Consider the following 19,962-nt stretch of genomic DNA (forward strand, 5'->3'; position numbering starts at 1 on the left):
TGCTCACACTCCTGCCGGTGCCTGACGGTGCCAGTCGGTCGCGCGCTGGAACGCGTCGGCCACCTGCAGCATCCGGGCTTCATTGAAATAGTTGCCGATGATCTGCAGACCGACCGGACGCTGCGCATTCGCGCCCGCGCCGAAGCCGCACGGCACGCTCATGCCGGGCAGGCCGGCGAGGCTCACCGACAGCGTGTAGATGTCGGCCAGATACATCTGCACCGGATCGTCGCCCTTCGCGCCGATATCCCACGCCACCGACGGCGCGACCGGGCCCATGATCACATCGCACTGCTTGAACGCCTGCTGGAAGTCCTGCGCGATGATGCGGCGAATCTTCTGCGCCTGCAGGTAGTACGCGTCGTAATAGCCATGCGACAGCACGTAGGTGCCGACCAGAATGCGGCGCTTCACTTCCGGGCCGAAGCCTTCGGCGCGCGACTTCTTGTACATGTCGAGCAGATCACGGTACCCGGCCGCGCGATGGCCAAACCGCACGCCGTCGAAACGCGACAGGTTCGACGATGCTTCCGCCGGCGCGATCACGTAGTAGACCGGGATCGATAGTTCGGTCTTCGGCAGCGACACCTCGACGAGCGTCGCGCCGAGCGCTTCGTACTGCTTCAACGCGGCGTCGATCGACGCGCGCACGTCGTCGGCGAGACCGGCGCCGAAGTACTCCTTCGGCAGGCCGATGCGCAGCCCGGCGAGCGGCTTGTCCGCACCGCCGTCTTGCCACGACTTGCCGAGGTAGCGCGTGTAGTCTTCGTGCTCGTGCGACAGGCTGGTCGAGTCGCGCTCGTCGAAGCCGGCCATCGCGTTCAGCAGCGTCGCGCAGTCAGCCGCGCTTTGCGCCATCGGGCCGCCCTGGTCGAGCGACGACGCGAACGCGATCATGCCGTAGCGCGACACCCGGCCGTACGTCGGCTTGATTCCGGTGATGCCCGAGAACGACGCCGGTTGGCGGATGGAGCCGCCAGTGTCGGTGCCGGTCGCGGCCGGCGCGAGACGCGCGGCTACGGCCGCAGCCGAGCCGCCCGACGAGCCCCCCGGCACGGCCTTTCGGTCCCACGGATTCTGCACGGCGCCGAAGTACGAATTCTCGTTGGACGAACCCATCGCGAATTCGTCCATGTTGGTCTTGCCCATGCACACCATGCCTGCGGTCTGCAGACGTGCGACCACTGTCGCGTCGAACGGGCTTTCGTAGTTCGCGAGCATCTTCGAGCCGGCCGTGGAGCGCCAGCCCTTCGTGACGAACACGTCCTTGTGCGCAATCGGCAGGCCGACGAGCGGGCCGGCGTGGCCGGTGTGCAACAGCGCGTCGGCGGCTTTCGCCTGCGCGAGCGTCAGTTCGGGATCGACCTGGATGAACGCGTTCAGGCTATTGGCCGCGTCGATCCGCTTCAGGTACAGCTGCGCCAGTTCGACTGCGGAGCATTGCTTGGCCGCGAGCGCGGCGCGCAATTCGGTCAGACTTTTTTCATGCATTGCGTTTTATCCTGGAAAGCGCGGCAGCGTGGTCACGCTGCCGTGGAGGCGTTCGGTTGCCCGTCGGCAGACCGGCCCGGCAAGGTTCGCGGCGAAGCCGCGCTGCGGCATGGCGGTTCGCGCCGACGCCAGACCGGGGTCTGCCCGTCAGGTCTTATTCGATCACCTTCGGCACGAGGTACAGGCCGTCCTGGACGGCCGGCGCGGGGCGCTGGAAAGCCTCGAGCTCGACCGTCTCGGTGACGGCGTCGTCACGCAGACGCAGCGCAACGTCTTCGATCTGCTCGATCGGATGGGCAAGCGGCGCAATGCCGGCGGTATCGACCGCCTGCATCTGCTCGACAAGGCCGAAAAAATCATTGAGCTGGGCACGCGTGTGCTCGGCGTCGGCATCGGCCAGTTCGAGCCGCGCGAGATGCGCGATGCGTTTTACATCGGTCAGGGTCAGAGCCATGCATTCACCGGAATGGGTGGAATGTCGCAACACGCAAAAAAGTCGCGTTGTAACAGCGGGTTACGACAAGATAGGACAATCCACGAAAAGGCGCGGCAACGTCAAAATGTGCGCTCCGTTTCCTTCAAAACATCCAAAATTATAAGGTATCATTACGCGTTCGACCCAAACCCGGAGCGACTTACCAAGGCCTTACGGACATTTTCCAGGAACGTCCGGCGCTTTCAGCCCTCGGTTTGCAACCGCCTCCGGTAGACTTCCCCGCAGCTTCAAGTTCATGTGGCGACGCTACCGCCCGGTTGAAGCTGTTATTTTTCCGCTGCCGCCCTACGCATACGGTGCGAGGCCCGGCCCCCAGCGAGACAGGATTTTGAATGTTCGGTTTTTTGCGCAGCTACTTCTCCAACGATCTGGCGATTGACCTCGGCACCGCCAACACCCTTATTTACATGCGCGGCAAGGGCATCGTTCTCGACGAACCGTCGGTCGTGTCGATCCGCCAGGAAGGCGGCCCCAACGGCAAGAAGACCATTCAGGCAGTCGGCAAGGAAGCCAAGCAGATGCTCGGCAAGGTGCCGGGCAACATCGAGGCGATCCGCCCGATGAAAGACGGCGTGATCGCCGACTTCACCGTCACCGAGCAGATGATCAAGCAGTTCATCAAGACTGCTCACGAATCGCGCATGTTCTCGCCGTCGCCGCGCATCATCATCTGCGTGCCTTGCGGTTCGACCCAGGTCGAGCGCCGCGCAATCAAGGAAGCCGCGCACGGCGCGGGCGCCTCGCAGGTGTATCTGATCGAAGAGCCGATGGCCGCCGCGATAGGCGCGGGCCTGCCGGTATCGGAAGCAACGGGGTCGATGGTCGTCGATATCGGCGGCGGCACGACCGAGGTGGGCGTGATCTCGCTCGGCGGCATCGTGTACAAGGGCTCGGTGCGCGTCGGCGGCGACAAATTCGACGAAGCGATCGTCAACTACATTCGCCGCAACTACGGCATGCTGATCGGCGAACAGACCGCCGAAGCCATCAAGAAGGAAATCGGCTCCGCGTTTCCGGGCTCCGAAGTCAAGGAAATGGAAGTGAAGGGCCGCAATCTGTCGGAAGGCATTCCGCGCAGCTTCACGATTTCCAGCAACGAAATCCTCGAAGCACTGACCGATCCGCTAAACCAGATCGTGTCGTCGGTGAAGATCGCACTGGAACAGACGCCGCCGGAACTCGGCGCGGACATCGCCGAGCGCGGCATGATGCTCACCGGCGGCGGCGCGCTGCTGCGCGACCTCGACCGCCTGCTCGCTGAAGAAACCGGCCTGCCGGTGCTCGTCGCCGAAGACCCGCTGACCTGCGTCGTGCGCGGCTCGGGCATGGCGCTCGAGCGCATGGACAAGCTCGGCAGCATCTTCTCGTACGAGTAAGCGAGCCTTCCTCCCATGTCAGTAACGCGGATCTGGCACACGGCCCCTTGCGGGCCGCTTTGTCGTTGGCTGGGCCGACCAGCCTCCGCGCGCTGACCGCGCCTCGCGCGTCGCCGTCTCACCCAACCGCTCACGCCCCCGGCGCCGACCATGGAATACAGTCCGCCGCCCCTGTTCAAGCAAGGCCCCTCCGCTCTCGCCCGGCTGGTGTTTTTCGTCGTGCTGGCGCTCGCCCTGCTGATCTCCGATGCCCGCTTCCGGACGCTCGAAATCGTCCGCGGCGTGGTCGGCGCGGGTCTTTATCCGTTGCAGCGCGCAGCGCTCGTGCCGCGCGATATCTTCATGGGCGCCGCCGACCTCGCCGTGACGAGCGCCACGCTGCGCGACGAGAACGCAAAGCTGCGGGCGAAGGATCTGCAACTGTCGCAGCAGGCCAACAAGGCCGCGTCGCTCGCCGCCGAAAATGGCCATCTGCGCGCGCTGCTGGAACTGTCGCAGCGCCTCACCACGCAATCGCTGCCCGCCGAAATCCAGTACGACACGCGCGATCCGTTCACGCAGAAGGTCGTGATCGGACGCGGCGCGCAGCAAGGCATTCAGAACGGCTCGCCGGTCGTCGACGAAGACGGGGTGATCGGCCAGGTCACACGGGTGTTCCCGCTGCAGGCTGAAGTCACGCTGCTGACGGACAAGGACCAGGCCGTACCGGTCGAAATCCTGCGCACCGGCTTGCGCAGCGTGATCTACGGCACGCCGAAGGGCGACACGCTCGATCTGCGCTTCGTGCCAATCAGCGCCGACGTGCAGACTGGCGACGAGCTCGTCACGAGCGGACTCGACGGTGTGTATCCGCCGGGGCTGCCGGTCGCGAAGGTCGTGCGCGTCGACAAGCAGGCCGACACTGCGTTTGCGCATGTGGTCAGTCTGCCTGTCGCGGCGGTGCGCGGGGCGCGTCAGGTGCTCGTGCTGCACGTCCACGACGACGCGCTGCCGCGCCCGGCTGACGCACCCGACGCGGCAACCGTCGCGAAGGACGTGAAAGCGAAAAAGGGCGCCAAAGCCGCGGATGGCAAGGGCGCGGCGGATAAATCCGCCGCCAGGCCTGGCGACAGGAACGACGCCGACAAAACCGCCGCCGAAAAGCCTGCGGCCAAATCAACGGAAAAGGCGCCGGCCAAAGCTGCCGCCGACAAGAAGTCCGAGAAGCCAGCAGCCGACAGGAAAGCCGAAAAGGCGGCCGCCGCGAAGAACGCGAAGCCACAAGCCGAGCCGGGGGCTCAGCCATGAATCGCCCGCAATATATCCTGCAGCCGGTCAACCCATACTTCATCACGTTCAGCCTCGCAGCAGCGTTCCTGCTGAACCTGATGCCGTGGGGGCGTCTCGCCGGCGTTCCCGACTTCGTCGCACTCGTGCTGCTGTTCTGGAATGTGCATCAGCCGCGCAAGGTCGGCATGGGCATCGCGTTTCTGCTCGGCCTGCTGATGGACGTGCACAACGCGAGCCTGCTCGGCGAGCACGCGCTCGCATACACGCTGCTGTCGTACGGCGCGATCACGATTCACCGCCGCGTGCTGTGGATGTCGCTCGGCGTACAAACCTTCGCGGTGATGCCGCTGCTCGTCGTCGCGCAGCTGGTGCCGTTCGTGATCCGGTTGTTGACCGGCGCGGCCTTTCCAGGCTGGAGCTATCTGATCGACGGTTTCGTCGAAGCGGCGTTGTGGCCGGTCGCGAGCATCTTGCTGCTGATGCCGCAGCGCCGCCCCGCCGACCCGGACGATACGCGCCCCATTTGATCCCGCAACAGACCCACCGGCTGCGGCCGGTTTGGGCGCACACTCTTGATCGCCGCATGCCGGCCTTTTGCAGAATCGCATGACCGAATTCAAGGACACTCAACAGCAGCTCACGATATTCCGCCTGCGCGTCGCGGCGGCGGGGCTGTTCGTGTTCGTCTGCTTCGGGCTGATCGGCTTCCGCTTCCTGTTCCTGCAGGTCTGGCACTACAGCAAGTACTCGCTGCAGGCCGATGAAAACCGCATCTCCGTCGCGCCGATCGTGCCGAACCGCGGCATCATCACCGACCGCAACGGCGTCGTGCTCGCGAAGAACTACTCGGCCTACACGCTCGAAATCACGCCGTCGAAGCTGAACGACACGCTCGACAACGTAGTCGACAACCTCGCCACCGTCGTGTCGATCGACGCGCGCGACCGCCGCCGCTTCAAGAAGCTCCAGGAAGACTCGAAGAACTTCGAAAGTCTGCCGATCCGCACGCGCCTGACCGACGACGAAGTCGCGCGCTTCACCGCGCAGCGCTTCCGCTTTCCTGGCGTAGAAGTGCGCGCGCGGCTGTTCCGCCAGTACCCCCTCGGGCCGACTGCCGCGCACGTGATCGGGTACATCGGACGGATTTCGCAGCGCGACCAGGACCGCATCGACGATGCGAGCGATCAGAACGACAGCGACCCGGATCACTACGATCCGCGTCTGGATGCGAACAATTACAAGGGCACCGACTACATCGGCAAGATCGGCGTCGAGCAGAGCTACGAGACCGAGCTGCATGGCCAGACCGGCTTCGAGGAAGTCGAGGTGACGGCGGGCGGCCGCCCTGTGCGCACCCTGTCGCGCACCCAGGCGACGCCGGGCAACAACCTCGAGCTGTCGCTCGACATCGGTCTGCAGCAGGTCGCCGAGCAGGCGTTCGCCGGACACCGCGGCGCGCTCGTCGCGATCGAGCCGTCCACCGGCGACGTGCTCGCGTTCGTGTCGGCGCCGAGCTTCGATCCGAATTCCTTCGTCGACGGTATCGACCAGCAGACCTGGGACGAACTGAACAACTCGCCCGACCATCCGCTTTTGAACCGGCCACTGCACGGCACCTATCCGCCGGGCTCGACCTACAAGCCGTTCATGGCGCTCGCCGCGCTGACGCTGCACAAGCGCACGCCGAGCTGGGGCTTCCAGGACCCCGGTTACTACACGTTCGGCGGCCACACGTTCCGCAACGACGTGCGCTCCGGGCAGGGTTGGATCGACATGAACCGCGCGATCGTCGTGTCGAACGACACGTACTTCTACATGCTTGCGCACGATCTCGGCGTCAACAACATTGCGAACTTCATGAAGCCGTGGGGCTTCGGGCAGGTCACCGGTATCGACATCGCCGGCGAGGCGAAGGGCATCCTGCCGTCGACCGACTGGAAACGCCACGCGTACCGCCGGCCCGAGCAGCAGAAGTGGTACGAAGGCGAGACGGTCAGCCTCGGCATCGGCCAGGGCTACAACTCGTTCACGATCCTGCAACTCGCGCATGCCACCGCAACGCTCGCGAACGACGGCGTCGTGATGAAACCGCACCTCGTGCGCGACATCGAAAATCCGATCACGAAGGACACGCGGCCGGTGGTGCGCGATCCGAGCGACAAGATCGCGGTCAAGCAGCAGGACATCGACTTCATCAAGCGCGCGATGGAAGGCGTGGTGACGAACGGCACGGCGGCCAAGGTGTTCGCGGGCGCGCCGTACCAGGCCGCCGGCAAGACCGGTACCGCGCAGGTTTACTCGCTGCAGGGTGCGAACTACAAAGGTCACGCGGTTGCCGAGAATTTGCGCGACCACGCGCTGTTCATCGCGTTCGCGCCAGTCGATCAACCGAAGATCGCACTCGCTCTGGTCGTCGAAAACGGCGGCTGGGGCGCGGAGGCGGCCGGTCCGATCGCGCGCAGGGTGCTCGACTACTACCTGATCGGCAAAAACAAGCCCGGCGCGGAGCAAGCGGCCGTCGCAGCGGCGGCATCGACCACGCTCGAAGCATCCGCGCCGCAGGTCGGCGATACGCCGGCATCGCATGATGGCGCTCAGCCGCTCAAGATTGCGGCGGGCTTTACGGCACTGCCTGTGCCGGGAGCCGCCCCTGCCGCGGCGGCCTCCGGTGCGTCGGCGGCTGTTTCCGCTTCGGGCCTGAATGGCGCGTCGGCGCCGGTCGCGGCATCGGCCGGCGCGGCATCGGCGGGCGCTGCGGCAATGGCGTCGGCCAGCGCACCCGCAGCGGTTTCGGCCACCGCGGCGCGAGCGGCGTCGGCGGCGAAGCCCGCTTCGGCTTCGGTCGCGGCAAAGAAGTCCGCGCCGCATACGCCTGACGCCCCGCACAAACCCCGTCCCGCAAGCGAGCCGGCGCCGACCGTAGCGGCGCCGTCGCGTGAGGACAGCATCCAGCGCGCGTCGCCGCGCCAGCCGGCCGCCGGCGGCATCGAATAAGGAGAAAGGCATGCAATTCGACAAGCGCGCCTGGCTCGAGCGCATCAAGCGGATGTTCGTGGGCTTCGACCGTCCGCTCGCACTGATCGTGTTTCTGCTGCTGTGCGTCGGCATCGTCACGCTGTACAGCGCGACGCTCGACATGCCGGGCCGCGTCGAAGACCAGTTGCGCAACATCCTGCTCACCTTCGTGCTGATGTGGGCCCTCGCCAATGTGCCGCCCAATACGCTGATGCGCTTCGCAGTCCCGCTTTACACGTTCGGGATCGCGCTGCTGGTCGCGGTCGCGATGTTCGGCCTCACGCGCAAGGGCGCGAAACGCTGGATCAACGTCGGCGTAGTGATCCAGCCGTCGGAAATCCTGAAGATCGCGACTCCGCTGATGCTAGCCTGGTATTACCAGCGCCGCGAAGGCGTGATGCGCTGGTACGACTATCTGGTCGGCTTCGTGATCCTCATCGTGCCGGTCGCCCTGATCGCGAAGCAGCCCGACCTGGGCACGGCCGTGCTCGTGTTCGCGGCCGGCTTATTCGTGATTTACTTCGCCGGACTGAGCTTCAGGCTGATCGTGCCGGTGCTGATCGCGGCCGTGATTGCGGTTGCGTCGATCGCGGCGTTCCAGGACAAGATCTGTCAGCCCGAAGTGCAGTGGCCGCTGATGCACGACTACCAGAAGCACCGTATTTGCACGCTGCTCGATCCGACCTCGGACCCACTCGGCAAAGGCTTCCACACGATTCAGGCGGTGATCGCGATCGGCTCGGGCGGCCCGCTCGGCAAGGGCTGGCTGAAGGGCACGCAGGCGCATCTGGAGTTCATTCCCGAGAAGCACACCGACTTCATCTTCGCGGTGTTTTCGGAAGAGTTCGGTTTGGCGGGCGGGATCGTGCTGCTCACGCTGTACATGCTATTGATCGCGCGCGGGCTCTACATCGCGGCCAATGGCGCGACACTATTCGGGCGATTATTGGCCGGCTCGTTGACGATGGCGTTCTTCACCTACGCGTTCGTCAATATCGGCATGGTGAGCGGGATTTTGCCGGTGGTCGGCGTGCCGTTGCCGTTCATGAGTTACGGTGGCACGGCGCTGACTACACTGGGCGTCGCGATCGGACTGATCATGAGCGTCGCGCGACAGAAGAGGTTGATGCAGAGCTAACCGCAGCTAGCGGCAAGCAGCGGTCGAAAATGCAAAAGGGCGCTCCTTGCGAGCGCCCTTTTTCGTCACTGCGGCTTCACTTCCTTCTGATCGCGCAGCTGTGCGCTCAGCTGCTGATACTTGAGGCGCGCCGCCGGGTCGCCCTGCGCCGCCGCGGCCGCGTAATACGCGCGTGCCACGTTCAGATTGCGGTCGACACCATCGCCGCCGCGCTCGTAGAACGACCCGGTCACGTACTGCGCGGTCATGTCGCCGCCCTGCGCCGCTTTCTTGTACCAGACGAACGCCTGCTTGTTGTCACGCTCGGTGCCGCGTCCGTCGAGAAACTGATTTGCGAGCGCGAGCTCCGCCTGCACATGCCCCTGAGCGGCCGCCTTCATGAACCAGCGATGCGCCTCCACCGGATCACGCCCGACGAACTCGCCATCGTCGTACATCTTGCCGTACACGTATTGCGCGTGCGACATGTTCGCGTCGGCGGCCTTGCGCAGCCACTTCTTGCCTTCGTCGACGTTGGCCGGCGCGCCTTCGCCGTTGAGCAGCATCATCGCGTAGTTGAACTGAGCGAGCCGGCTGCCGCGCTCGGCGGCCTCGCGGAATTCGGCCAGCGCCGCGCCGAGGTTGCCGGCGTTGTAGTCGGCCACCGCGGATTGCGTCTGCGGATCGTTCGCCTTCGCGACGCGATCCTGCGCATACGCGGCGTGCCACGCGACACTCGCGAGCAGCGCCGCCGCAATGGTCACTTGCGCGACCGTCCGCCCGGCGCCCCGCTGCACTCTGCCGTTCATGACCTCACCTCCTGTAATGCCTGGCGCGTCGCGCGCAACATCCAGATCACGTCGGCGGCCAGCGCGACGAAGCGAAAACCGGCGTCGCGATGCTGCCGCGCGCTCGCCACGTCCATCGCGAAAATGCCGGCGGCGATGCCGGCCGTGTCCGCCGCGCTGACGATACGCGCCGTCGCCGCCTGCACGTCCGCGTGCTTCGCGTCGCCGAGATGACCGAGGCTCGCGGCGAGATCGGCCGGCCCGACGAACACGCAATCGACGCCCGGCGTCGCCACGATCTGCTCGACCTCCTGCAAGCCGCGCGCCGATTCGATCTGCACAATCGTCGCGATCTGTGCGTTGGCCGTCTGCACGTAATCGCGCCGCATGCCGTAAGCCGCCGCACGCACGACGCCCGCGACGCCGCGCAGGCCGCCAAGCGCCTCGGCAGTCGGATACTGGGTGAGCCGCACGGCGCGTGCCGCGTCGTCTGCGGATTCGATGTTCGGGAACATCAGCGTGCGCGCGCCGGCGTCGAGCACGCGCTTGACGAGCCACGGCTCGCTCGCGGGCACGCGCACCACCGGCTCGCTCGGCAGATGGGCGGCCGCGATCGCGCGCAACTGCGACTCGACGCCGCCGCTGTCGTTCGGCGCGTGTTCCATGTCGATCAGCAGCCAGTCGAAGCCGGCATGCGCGAGCGCTTCGGCCGCGGTCTCGCTACCGAGCGACAGCCACAGCCCGAATAGCGGCGCGTTGTCCTTCAGACGTTGTTTGAGGGAGTTGGTGAAGGTGCTCATCGGCTGGCCTCGCGCAGGTTTGCAACGCGAAGCGGGGCCAGATAGCGGATCAGGCAGGCGCCGGGGCGCTGACGGCCTCGATGCCTGCTGCGACGCAATGCAATGACCGGCATGTCTCGCTCCGTGTGGTTGTCGGAACGATCATACCGTGACAATAACGCGAGAGTTCGCCCGCGGCGGGGCGTGGATTGACGCGAGAGCTAGTCGCGGACCACGTCGGCCCAGCAGTTCGGCGTCTCGTATAGACGCACTTTATGCAGGCGCAGGTTCACGCCGTAGTGTGCGTCGTACACGTTCGCGAGCATGTCGAATGCAATCGCGGCGAGGTTTTCGACTGTGGGAATGCGATCGATCACGACCGTCTTGTGACCCACCATGCTCTCGAGAAAGCTGCGCACCTGCGTGTCGCCTTTGTAGACGAGAAACGCGTGGTCCCACTTGTCGACCAGATGCTCGACCGCGAGCGACTTCACATCGGCGAAGTCCATCACCATGCCGCGATCGGGCGCGCCTTCGGTGTCGACCAGATCGCCTTGCAGCGTGATTTCGAGCACGTAGCGATGGCCGTGCAGATTACGGCACTGGCTGCGGTGATCGGGAATGCGGTGGCCCGCGTCGAATTCGAGTTTTCGGGTAATCGTCAGCACGGCAAATCAGGGAATGTTCAGATACTTGTGAGTCTGCATCGACAGGCGCCACTGCGGATGACGCTTGCACCAGTCGATCGCGAGCTTCGTGTTGATGTCGCGCGACGGACCGTCCATAGGCTGGACGAGGAAATACTCGAAGTCGAGCTTCGCGTAGTCGGCGAGGCGCTGGTTGTCCTGCGGAATCACGACCTTCAGCTCGTTGCCCTTCGTCACGACGAGCGGCGCGTCGGCCTTCGGACTCACGCAGATCCAGTCGATCGTGTCGAGCACCGGCAGCGAGCCGTTGGTCTCGATCGCGATCTTGAAGCCGGCCGCGTGCAGCGCGTCGACGAGCGGCTGATCGATTTGCAGCATCGGCTCGCCGCCGGTGCACACGACGAAACGCTCGCCCTCGCCTTGCGGCCATTGCGACGTGATCATCGCGACGAGTTCGTCAGGTGTGCGGTACTTGCCGCCGTTCTCGCCGTCGGTGCCGACGAAATCGGTGTCGCAGAAACGGCAGACGGCTTCCGCGCGATCCTCTTCGCGGCCCGACCACAGATTGCAGCCCGCGAAACGGCAGAACACGGCCGGCCGGCCGGCATTCGCGCCCTCGCCCTGCAGCGTGTAGAAAATTTCCTTGACCGCGTACGTCATGCTGCTTTCTGTCCTGTGTTCCTGAATCAATGATGCGCGACTAGCGGATGATGCGCGCTCTCGCGCGAACCGTCACACCGGCTCGGTCACTTTATCGCCGGCGAGGTAAGCCTCATAGCCACGTTTGCGCAACCGGCATGCCGGGCATTCGCCGCAGCCAAAGCCCCATGAGTGCAACTCGGCGCGTTCGCCGACGTAGCAGGTATGCGTTTCGACGCGCACCAGTTCAACCAGCTCCTCGCCGCCGAGTTCGTGCGCGAGGCGCCACGTGTCGGCCTTGTCGAGCCACATCAGCGGCGTCTCGAGCGCGAAGCGCGTGTCCATGCCCAGATTCAGCGCGACCTGCAGCGCCTTCATCGTGTCGTCGCGGCAATCGGGGTAGCCCGAGAAGTCTGTCTCGCACATGCCACCGACCAGCACCTGCAAACCGCGCCGATACGCGATGGCCGCGGCGAACGTCATGAACATCAGATTGCGGCCCGGTACGAACGTGTTCGGCAAACCATTCGTCGTCGCTTCGATCTCGATCTCGCGCGTCATCGCGGTGTCGCTGATAGCGCCGAGCAGCGACAGGTCGATCATGTGATCGTCGCGGAGACGATCGGCCCACGCCGGAAACGCACGCGCGATGGCCTGACGAAACCCCTCGCGGCATTCGAGCTCGACGCGATGCCGCTGTCCATAATCGAAGCCGATCGTTTCGACCGTGTCGTAACGATCGAGCGCCCAGGCGAGACATGTGGCGGAATCCTGGCCGCCGGAAAACAGCACGAGCGCGCTACGCTTAGCGTCTTTGCGGATCACCGTGATACTCCGTGAATGAGAGTGCCACGTCGCGCTGCGCGAGGTGCGCCATACGAGCAACGCGGCGCGACGTGTGCCGGCATTGTGCCGGCCCAAAGCAGTATAGGTCGCGCGTTGCGCGTGAACGTGGCTGGGCGCTTATACCGCCGATCGTCGGGCGAAAGATTGGGCGCTTCTGTGCGACGCCTGCATGCAAGTCCTTGAACTGGCGCGATTTTATCACGCGACACCGAATCTCACCGGCGCCAGCTGTCCCACACGCGCGGCTCTAACTGCATGACAAGCCGAAGTAACGACTTGCCCGCCAAACGGAAAAGCCCCAGGAATCTTGCGATTTCCTAGGGCTAAATCCTGGTGGCCTGGGGCGGAATCGAACCACCGACACGCGGATTTTCAATCCGCTGCTCTACCAACTGAGCTACCGGGCCAACGAAGAACGAAACTATATCAAGCGATCCGCAGTTCAGCAAGCCCTTTCATGGAAAACCCTGTCGGGCCGGCGTTCGCATGCAACACGTGGAGCTCACTCTCCCTTGTTCTTGCCGAGATCGACGCCGAGTTGCTTCAGCTTTCGATAAAGATGCGTGCGTTCGAGACCGGTCTTCTCCGCGACGCGCGTCATGCTGCCGTTCTCGCGCGCGAGGTGATATTCGAAGTACGCGCGCTCGAACGCGTCGCGCGCATCGCGCAGCGGAATGTCGAACGAGATCGATGCGGTTTGCGCGGCGAGCGCGCCGCCGCTGACGCCATCGGACGACAGTATCGGCAACGCGGCCGATGACGCGACCGACGACGCGCTAACCGGCAACGCCGGCTTCGCGGCCACGCCGCCAGGCACGGCCGCCGAATTGCCGCGCGCGAGTCCCTGCTCGACCGCCTTTAGCAGCTTCTGCAGCGCGATCGGCTTTTCGAGGAAATTGAGCGCGCCGATCTTGGTGGCTTCGACCGCGGTGTCGATCGTCGCGTGACCGGACATCATGATGACGGGCATCGTCAATTGACCTTGCGCGGCCCATTCCTTGAGCAACGTCACGCCGTCGGTGTCCGGCATCCAGATGTCGAGCAGCACCAGGTCGGGCGCCTGACGCAAACGGAACTCGCGCGCCTCCTGCGCGTTTTCCGCGGCCTCCACGACGTGTCCCTCGTCGCTCAGGATCTCCGAGAGCAATTCCCGGATGCCCATTTCATCATCTACCACCAGGATGGTTGCCATTTACGCTGCCCTTGTCTGCACTGTTGCTTTTGTCGTTCCCTGCGACGCGCCAGCGCGCGCCGGATGCGCACCCGAACCAGGTGCGCCCGGCTGCGCGAGGTCGTCCGCCAGTTGAAGGAAGAGAATCGAAATCTGCGCGCCTTCGATCACATCGCCGGCCTTCATGCGATTGCGAATGTCGATGCGCGCGCCATGTTCGTCGACGATCTTCTTCACCATCGCAAGTCCCAGACCCGTACCTTTGGCCTTAGTCGTCACGTACGGCTCAAACGCGCGCGTGAGGATACGCGCGGGAAAGCCTGGTCCGTTATCCGACACTGTCAGACGTACCGCGACGCGTGCCTTGCCTTGCGCGTCGGGGTCTCCATATTCTACTGTCCTCGTCTCGAGCAAAACACGCGGATGCGCGACTTCGGCGACCGCGTCCTGCGCGTTCTGCAGCAGGTTGTGGATCACCTGACGCAACTGCGTTGCGTCGCCGCGTATCGCAGGCAAGGCCGCGAGTTCGACCTGGATCGCACCCTTGCCTTCCTCGATACCGTACAGCGTGAGCACCTCGCTGACCAGATCATTCAATTGCAGATGCGCGAGCACCGCGGGCGGTGTACGCGCGTAGTCGCGGAAATCGTCGACCATCTGCTTCATCGCGGCGACCTGATTGACGATCGTCGTCGCGCCGCGCTTCAACACGTCCGCATCCGACGGCGCGAGCTTGTCGGCGAGTTTCATCTGCAAACGCTCGGCCGAGAGTTGAATCGGCGTGAGCGGATTCTTGATCTCGTGCGCGAGCCGGCGTGCGACTTCGCCCCATGCGATCGAACGCTGCGCGGAGATCACGTCGGAGATGTCGTCGAACACGATCACGTAGCCCGAGGTTTGCAAGCCTTGGGCGTCGCGCTCGTTCGCCGCGACGAGGCGCGCGCCGCGCACGAGCAGCGTGAGCGGCTCGGTTTCGCCGGGCACCGGCACCGAGAACTGCTGCTGCCAATGGCCGTTGTCGTCACGGCCGTCTTCGCTCGCCGCTTCCCGGTCGGCGAATGGCTTGCGCACCATTGCGCCGAATTCGCCCAGCACGCCGATCTGATCCAGCGACGAACCGAGCACCGCCTGGAACGGCTGACGGAAAATCCGCTCGGCGCCGCGATTCGCGGTGGTCAGCCGGAACTGCCGGTCGAACACGAACACACCCGCGGTCAGGTTCGCGAGGATGCTCTCGAGATACGCCTTCGAATGCTCGAGCGCGATACGATTTTTCTCGACCGCCCCGCGCGCTTCCGACAACTGCCGCGTCATCGCGTTGAACGACTGCGTGAGGAAACCGAGTTCGTCGCGCGACTTGATCTCGCGCTTCGGCGTGTAGTCGCCCTCGGTAATTTCCTTCGTGCCCTGCGCGAGCAGGAATAGCGGCCGCGCGAGCTGGTTGCCGAGCGCGAGCGCGAGCATCATCGCGATGAAAGTCGCGAGAAACAGCGACAGCGTCAGCGTGCCGATGTACATCTTGCGCAAGCCGGTGCGGCCGAGCGCCTTCTCCTGATACTCGCGATACGCGCGCTGCACCGAATCGGCATTGCGCGCGAGTGTCGTCGACACCGGCTGCGTCAGTTGGAGGAAGCGTTCGGCGGGCTGCAATAGCGACGCGTTGGCATCGGGAATACGCTGCACCACACGCAGACGCAGCACGCCTTTGCTGCCTTGCGCGTGCGCATCGCCGTCCACTTCGCCCTCGATCGCCGCATAGCCGTGGCCGCGCGCCTGCTCGATCATCAGCGGTGTCGGCAGATCGCTCGGCAGCAGTATCGCGTAGTTGCCGGATGCCTGCGCGACCACGTGCATGTCGGGCGTCGCGCCCGACATGCTGCGGGTCGGCTCCACGATCGTCGCGTCCTGCACGCCGAACTGGTCACGCAGACGCAGCAGCGTCAGCGTGGTGCCGGCGGCGTCCGCGCTCGCGAGTTGCTCGGACATCAGGCGCGCCTTCGTCTGCAGATCGGACAGCGACGCGTCGAGCATGCCGCGCCCGAGATTGAGGCCGGACGCGAGCGCGGTTTCGACGTTCACGTCGAACCACGACTCGATGCTGCGCGACACGAACTGATACGACACGATGTAGATGATGCCGCCCGGCACCACACCGACCAGCGCCATGAAGAACGCGAGCTTCGCGAGCAGCCGTGTGCCGAATTTACCCGTGCGTAATCGCACGATAATGATGACGACGAGCGTCGCCACCACCAGCAGAAAGATCATCGCGACCGCGACGTTGGCCGCGTACAGCCACTGGTAGTAGCGGTCGAAGAATTCGGTGTTCGCGCTCGCCGCGGCCAGCAGCACGAGCAGCAGCACGGCCGTCACCGCGACCGTCGACACCAGCACGCGCACGACGATGCTGCTGACGCTGGTGGACGAGGAGCGCACTTTATTTAGCATGATCGGCCGCCGTGAAAGTGAAGCGCTTCCAATCGGAGGCGAGGTTCCAGTCGCGGTTGTTCACGGCGTCGATCTGGAACGGCTTGGGCATGAGCCCAATGTCGAGCTGCATGCGCACCGACGCGTTATAGGTTTCACCGACACGTACCTGATTGCGGTCGATCACGTGCCACGAGGTCACGTGCTTGATGACCGCGAGCGCATCCTTGAGCGTGGAAAAGCCGAGCTGCAAGCCGCCCGACTGCACGCTCGACACGCGATATTCGCGCGTGAGCGGCTGGAACGACAGCCGCAAACTTTGCGACACGCTGACCGGCTGCTCGTCGAACCAGTACCAGCGCGGCCGGCTCAGTTCGAAATCGGTCGTGAAATAAAGCGGAATGCCTTTGTTGACCGCGTCTTCGAGATTGTTGTTCAGCTCGAATTCGAAATGCGCGTCGAGACTCCAGCCGCCGTTGTCGGCCTGCAGCGACGCCCGCTGCACCGCGATCGAGTCAGCGTGCGCCGCACCCGGCGCTGCAAGCCAGACGGCCAGCGCGATCCAGAGCACGGCAGCGAGCCGAAGCGGGAAGAAGCGTTTTATGGTCACCGTTTCTGAAAGCGCGCGTAGAAAAATCCGTCGTGGTCTGAGTTCGTGCCGGCGCTGAATTCAGCGGGTCGTCCAGCATGAGAACCGGCCGATGGGTCGGCGGGCGCGCGGGCAACTGAGGGTAAAAGCTGCCCCGGCGCGTCCAATCGTACCGCATCCTGATGCTGGTTTCCAAACCACTGTGCCTGCAACTCGCCCTCTTCGGGGAAGATCGAACAGGTAACATAAAGCAACTCGCCGCCTGATTTCACGAGCGGCCACAGCGCGTCGAGAATGCGGCGCTGTTCGGCGACGAGCGCGGCGATATCGGACTGGCGACGCAGCCAGCGAATATCCGGATGACGCCGCACGATGCCCGACGCCGAGCACGGCACGTCGGCGAGGATGCGCTCGAATGGCTGGTCGAGGTCGTCTTGCCATTGGGCGGGGTTGCCCGCGTCGCCGATGCGCACTTCCGCTTCGAGCTTCAGACGCCGCAGGTTTTCGCCGATGCGGCGGGCGCGCGACGCATCGCTTTCGAGCGCGACCAGTTGAATATTCGCGAGTTCGAGCAGATGGCCGGTCTTGCCGCCGGGCGCCGCGCACGCGTCGAGCACGCGCATGCCGTCACTCACGCCGAGCAATCGCGCGGCGAGTTGCGCCCCTGCGTCCTGTACGGACACGACACCTTCGCTGAAGCCCGGAATGCGCTCGACCGGCATTGGCGTCGCAAGCGTGACCGCGTACTCGCCAGCCTTGCTTGCGGCGATCTGCTGGCGTTGCAGCTCTTGCAGATAGGCGTCGACCGTCGAATGGCGCGCGTTCACGCGTAACGTCAGCGGACCTTGCGTGTTGCCGGCGGCCAGCACCGATTGCCACGCCTCGGGCCATGCGCGCTTCACCGAGTCGATCCACCAGGCCGGATAGTTCCAGCGCGCCACTTCGTCGGCTTGCACGGCGGCGAGCAGCGCATCGCGCTCGCGCAAAAAGTTACGCAGCACCGCGTTGACGAGTCCCTTCGCAAACGCGAAATGCTGGCGCGCGCCGATCACGCTGACCGCCTGGTCGACGACTGTGAACGGTGTGTAGGCGGCGCTCGCTCCGTCGTCGACGAGCAGTGCGAGCGCGCACGCGAGCACATGCGCGACGTGCGGCGGGGGCGCTTTCTTCACGAGCTTCGCAATCAGCCACTCGGCGGTCGCGAGACGGCGCATCGTGCGATAGGCGATGTCCTGCACCGCGCCGCGCGCCGCCGCGGCGTTGCCCTCGGGCACCGCCACGAAGACGCTTTGCAGCGCCGCGGGCAGAGCCGCGCCGAGACGCACGGCGCCGACGGCCTGGGCGGCGCAGTCGAGCGCAAACCCGAGCGATTCGGGCGACAGATGCAGCGTCGACAAATGGGATTCGCGTGAACGCGCCAACGAGGAAGCAGAACGCGAAGAAGGCTTTGAAGTCATGAAGGGAGCAAGGGCAAGCCGCACGGTGCGCGCGGCGCAATCAGCGCACATTGTAGCGTGGCGCCGATGGGGCGCCGCCGTGCGTGGGCGGTGGCCGCAGATGCTGTCGCGCAGTGGCGACGAAAGAAGCGAAAAAAAACGGGCCTCGCGGGCCCGCTCTTCAGTATTTCAGGCTTGACGCGCCGAGCGACGCGGCGCCTCAGTCGAAACGGCCGGTGCGCGCCATTTCCATCAGACGCGCGATGCGTTCCTCGGTCGCCGGGTGCGTCGAAAACAGACTCGCGATGCCGCCGCCCGACAGCGGATTCATGATCATCATCTGCGCGGTGGCCGGATGCGCCTCGGCCGTCGGGAACGGAATGCCGCTCGCATAGCGATGGATCTTGTCGAGCGCCGACGCCAGTGCTTGCGGGTCGCCCGAAATCTGCGCGCCGCCACGGTCGGCTTCGAATTCGCGCGCACGCGAAATCGCCATCTGGATCAACGCGCCCGCAATCGGGGCGAGCAGCGCAACCGCGATGCTCGCGATGGGGTTCGCGGGACGACCGTTTTCGTCGCGGCCGCCGAAGAACATCGCGAAGTTCGCCAACGCTGAAATCGCGCCGGCCATGGTCGCCGAAATCGTCGAGATCAGAATGTCGCGATGCTTCACGTGCGCGAGTTCGTGCGCCATCACACCGCGCATTTCACGCTCGGACAACACGCGAAGAATGCCGGTGGTCGCCGCGACCGCGGCGTTCTCCGGATTGCGGCCAGTGGCGAACGCGTTCGGCGCGTCTTCGTTGATCAGGTAGACGCGCGGCATCGGCAGGTTCGCGCGCGTGGCGAGATCGCGCACCATCCGATAGAACTGCGGCGCGCTGTTTTCGTCGACTTCCTGCGCGTTGTACATGCGCAGGACCATTTTGTCGGAGAACCAGTACGAGAAGAAATTCATCCCAAGGGCGATCACGAGCGCGATCATCATGCCGCGCGACCCGCCGATCATCCCGCCGATCACGATGAAAAGGGCCGTGATCGCGGCCATCAACATCGCGGTTTTCACCCAATTAAACATGTCTGCAACTCCTTGCCCCGAGCGTGGCCTTCATCTCCGTGCCGCGCGATTGCGGCGTCAGATCGTAAGCGAAATGTTAGATATGGGCGATGCGGGAAAATTCAATTACCGAGAGGCGGTCGCGAGTTTGATCCCCAAGCCGACGAACGCGCTGCCGACGCCGCGATCGAGCCAGCGCTTGACTGTGGGTTTGCCCGAGAAACGCTGCGTGACGCTGCCCGCGATCCATGCGACGAAGCTGTTCCAGACCATGCTCATCAGCACGAAAACCGCGCCGAGCGTGAGAAACGCGAAGGTCTTGTGTTCGCTGCTCGTCGCGACGAATTGCGGGAAGAACGACACGAAGAACAGCACGACCTTCGGGTTCAGCACGTTGGTCCAGAAGCCTTGCCGGAACAACTGCCGCAGCGATTTCGGCGTGGACGGCACACGCGCGTCGCCGGCGGGCGCATCTGCGGCCGGTTTCGTGAAGATCAGGCGCACGCCCAGATAGATCAGATAAATTGCGCCGACGAATTTGACGATGGTGAACGCCGTAGCCGAGGCGGCCAGCAGCGCGGTCAGCCCGAACGCGCAGGCGAGCGAGTGAATGCAGCAGCCCGCCGAAATACCGAGCGCCGACATCAGCCCCGCGCCGCGGCCTTGGGCGACGCTGCGCCCAACGATATAGGCGGTATCCGGCCCCGGCGTGATGTTCAGGAGAAAAACCGCGACGATGAAAAACTCGAAATGAACGATGCCGAACATGTGATGAACCCTCGGAACTGGTCTGCTGCATGGAGGATTCTAACGCGCGGC

18 protein-coding genes and 1 tRNA gene are annotated in these 19,962 nt (G+C 64.7%); 5 read left to right on the forward strand and 14 right to left on the reverse strand.

The window, feature by feature from the left end; all coding sequences use genetic code 11:
• Positions 1 to 3: 3 nt before the first annotated feature.
• Positions 4 to 1,491 carry an Asp-tRNA(Asn)/Glu-tRNA(Gln) amidotransferase subunit GatA gene (gene gatA, locus F6X42_RS00600; RefSeq protein ID WP_187632345.1) on the reverse strand — a complete coding sequence of 496 codons (1,488 nt, stop codon included), beginning with the start codon at positions 1,489 to 1,491 and terminating at the stop codon, positions 4 to 6.
• A 154-nt stretch (positions 1,492 to 1,645) separates the two neighbouring features.
• On the reverse strand, positions 1,646 to 1,945 hold the full coding sequence (gene gatC, locus F6X42_RS00605) for an Asp-tRNA(Asn)/Glu-tRNA(Gln) amidotransferase subunit GatC (RefSeq protein WP_187632346.1): 300 nt from the start codon (positions 1,943 to 1,945) through the stop codon (positions 1,646 to 1,648).
• Between the two features lie 374 nt (positions 1,946 to 2,319).
• Here gatC and F6X42_RS00610 point away from each other — a divergent pair, with 374 nt between their 5' ends.
• The 5 genes from F6X42_RS00610 (at position 2,320) to rodA (ending at position 8,785) form a co-directional block, all read left to right on the forward strand.
• A complete protein-coding gene (locus F6X42_RS00610) occupies positions 2,320 to 3,363 on the forward strand; it encodes a rod shape-determining protein (RefSeq protein WP_004189550.1) in 1,044 nt (347 codons plus the stop codon).
• Between the two features lie 150 nt (positions 3,364 to 3,513).
• Positions 3,514 to 4,650, forward strand: a complete 1,137-nt coding sequence (gene mreC / locus F6X42_RS00615; protein ID WP_187632347.1) for a rod shape-determining protein MreC — start codon at positions 3,514 to 3,516, stop codon at positions 4,648 to 4,650.
• Complete coding sequence (gene mreD / locus F6X42_RS00620; protein WP_187632348.1) at positions 4,647 to 5,159, forward strand: rod shape-determining protein MreD; 513 nt, start codon at positions 4,647 to 4,649, stop codon at positions 5,157 to 5,159. Before mreC ends, mreD begins: the two co-directional genes overlap by 4 nt.
• A gap of 79 nt (positions 5,160 to 5,238) precedes the next feature.
• Entirely contained in the window at positions 5,239 to 7,626 is a 2,388-nt protein-coding gene (mrdA, locus tag F6X42_RS00625; RefSeq protein ID WP_187632349.1) for a penicillin-binding protein 2, read from the forward strand.
• 10 nt (positions 7,627 to 7,636) lie between these two features.
• On the forward strand, positions 7,637 to 8,785 hold the full coding sequence (gene rodA, locus F6X42_RS00630; RefSeq protein ID WP_187632350.1) for a rod shape-determining protein RodA: 1,149 nt from the start codon (positions 7,637 to 7,639) through the stop codon (positions 8,783 to 8,785).
• A gap of 65 nt (positions 8,786 to 8,850) precedes the next feature.
• Here the strand turns inward: rodA and F6X42_RS00635 are convergent, their stop codons facing one another.
• The 12 genes from F6X42_RS00635 to F6X42_RS00690 form a co-directional block, all read right to left on the reverse strand.
• Complete coding sequence (locus F6X42_RS00635) at positions 8,851 to 9,573, reverse strand: tetratricopeptide repeat protein (protein WP_187632351.1); 723 nt, start codon at positions 9,571 to 9,573, stop codon at positions 8,851 to 8,853.
• On the reverse strand, positions 9,570 to 10,352 hold the full coding sequence (locus F6X42_RS00640; protein WP_187632352.1) for an HpcH/HpaI aldolase family protein: 783 nt from the start codon (positions 10,350 to 10,352) through the stop codon (positions 9,570 to 9,572). Before F6X42_RS00640 ends, F6X42_RS00635 begins: the two co-directional genes overlap by 4 nt.
• A gap of 200 nt (positions 10,353 to 10,552) precedes the next feature.
• Positions 10,553 to 10,996, reverse strand: coding sequence for a 6-carboxytetrahydropterin synthase QueD (queD, locus tag F6X42_RS00645; protein ID WP_187632644.1), 444 nt, complete (start codon positions 10,994 to 10,996; stop codon positions 10,553 to 10,555).
• A gap of 9 nt (positions 10,997 to 11,005) precedes the next feature.
• A complete protein-coding gene (gene queE, locus F6X42_RS00650; protein ID WP_187632353.1) occupies positions 11,006 to 11,638 on the reverse strand; it encodes a 7-carboxy-7-deazaguanine synthase in 633 nt (210 codons plus the stop codon).
• A 72-nt stretch (positions 11,639 to 11,710) separates the two neighbouring features.
• Positions 11,711 to 12,442: a 7-cyano-7-deazaguanine synthase QueC gene (queC, locus tag F6X42_RS00655; protein WP_187632354.1), complete on the reverse strand. Its 732-nt coding sequence runs from the start codon at positions 12,440 to 12,442 to the stop codon at positions 11,711 to 11,713.
• A 352-nt stretch (positions 12,443 to 12,794) separates the two neighbouring features.
• Positions 12,795 to 12,870 (reverse strand) — tRNA-Phe (locus F6X42_RS00660).
• A gap of 95 nt (positions 12,871 to 12,965) precedes the next feature.
• Entirely contained in the window at positions 12,966 to 13,655 is a 690-nt protein-coding gene (esaR, locus tag F6X42_RS00665) for a response regulator transcription factor EsaR (RefSeq protein ID WP_187632355.1), read from the reverse strand.
• On the reverse strand, positions 13,656 to 16,082 hold the full coding sequence (locus F6X42_RS00670) for a sensor histidine kinase (RefSeq protein ID WP_187632356.1): 2,427 nt from the start codon (positions 16,080 to 16,082) through the stop codon (positions 13,656 to 13,658).
• A complete protein-coding gene (locus tag F6X42_RS00675; RefSeq protein ID WP_187632357.1) occupies positions 16,072 to 16,671 on the reverse strand; it encodes a DUF4390 domain-containing protein in 600 nt (199 codons plus the stop codon). The genes F6X42_RS00670 and F6X42_RS00675 overlap by 11 nt, the downstream gene beginning before the upstream one ends.
• A complete protein-coding gene (rsmB, locus tag F6X42_RS00680; RefSeq protein WP_187632358.1) occupies positions 16,668 to 18,107 on the reverse strand; it encodes a 16S rRNA (cytosine(967)-C(5))-methyltransferase RsmB in 1,440 nt (479 codons plus the stop codon). Before rsmB ends, F6X42_RS00675 begins: the two co-directional genes overlap by 4 nt.
• Positions 18,108 to 18,306: 199 nt before the next feature.
• Positions 18,307 to 19,164 (reverse strand): zinc metalloprotease HtpX, encoded by an 858-nt coding sequence (gene htpX / locus F6X42_RS00685; protein WP_187632359.1) that lies wholly within the window; start codon positions 19,162 to 19,164, stop codon positions 18,307 to 18,309.
• A gap of 105 nt (positions 19,165 to 19,269) precedes the next feature.
• On the reverse strand, positions 19,270 to 19,911 hold the full coding sequence (locus tag F6X42_RS00690) for a LysE family translocator (RefSeq protein WP_187632360.1): 642 nt from the start codon (positions 19,909 to 19,911) through the stop codon (positions 19,270 to 19,272).
• Positions 19,912 to 19,962 lie beyond the last annotated feature (51 nt).

Source organism: Paraburkholderia podalyriae (assembly GCF_014397785.1).
In the GTDB taxonomy this organism is placed as follows: Bacteria; Pseudomonadota; Gammaproteobacteria; order Burkholderiales; family Burkholderiaceae; genus Paraburkholderia; species Paraburkholderia podalyriae.

What these genes read in the sequence shown, in the direction of transcription:
- gatA (WP_187632345.1), bottom strand. Translation starts at nt 1,491, where the DNA reads ATGCATGAAAAAAGTCTGACCGAATTGCGCGCCGCGCTCGCGGCCAAG.
- gatC (WP_187632346.1), bottom strand. Translation starts at nt 1,945, where the DNA reads ATGGCTCTGACCCTGACCGATGTAAAACGCATCGCGCATCTCGCGCGG.
- F6X42_RS00610 (WP_004189550.1), top strand. Translation starts at nt 2,320, where the DNA reads ATGTTCGGTTTTTTGCGCAGCTACTTCTCCAACGATCTGGCGATTGAC.
- mreC (WP_187632347.1), top strand. Translation starts at nt 3,514, where the DNA reads ATGGAATACAGTCCGCCGCCCCTGTTCAAGCAAGGCCCCTCCGCTCTC.
- mreD (WP_187632348.1), top strand. Translation starts at nt 4,647, where the DNA reads ATGAATCGCCCGCAATATATCCTGCAGCCGGTCAACCCATACTTCATC.
- mrdA (WP_187632349.1), top strand. Translation starts at nt 5,239, where the DNA reads ATGACCGAATTCAAGGACACTCAACAGCAGCTCACGATATTCCGCCTG.
- rodA (WP_187632350.1), top strand. Translation starts at nt 7,637, where the DNA reads ATGCAATTCGACAAGCGCGCCTGGCTCGAGCGCATCAAGCGGATGTTC.
- F6X42_RS00635 (WP_187632351.1), bottom strand. Translation starts at nt 9,573, where the DNA reads ATGAACGGCAGAGTGCAGCGGGGCGCCGGGCGGACGGTCGCGCAAGTG.
- F6X42_RS00640 (WP_187632352.1), bottom strand. Translation starts at nt 10,352, where the DNA reads ATGAGCACCTTCACCAACTCCCTCAAACAACGTCTGAAGGACAACGCG.
- queE (WP_187632353.1), bottom strand. Translation starts at nt 11,638, where the DNA reads ATGACGTACGCGGTCAAGGAAATTTTCTACACGCTGCAGGGCGAGGGC.
- esaR (WP_187632355.1), bottom strand. Translation starts at nt 13,655, where the DNA reads ATGGCAACCATCCTGGTGGTAGATGATGAAATGGGCATCCGGGAATTG.
- F6X42_RS00670 (WP_187632356.1), bottom strand. Translation starts at nt 16,082, where the DNA reads ATGCTAAATAAAGTGCGCTCCTCGTCCACCAGCGTCAGCAGCATCGTC.
- rsmB (WP_187632358.1), bottom strand. Translation starts at nt 18,107, where the DNA reads ATGACTTCAAAGCCTTCTTCGCGTTCTGCTTCCTCGTTGGCGCGTTCA.
- htpX (WP_187632359.1), bottom strand. Translation starts at nt 19,164, where the DNA reads ATGTTTAATTGGGTGAAAACCGCGATGTTGATGGCCGCGATCACGGCC.
- F6X42_RS00690 (WP_187632360.1), bottom strand. Translation starts at nt 19,911, where the DNA reads ATGTTCGGCATCGTTCATTTCGAGTTTTTCATCGTCGCGGTTTTTCTC.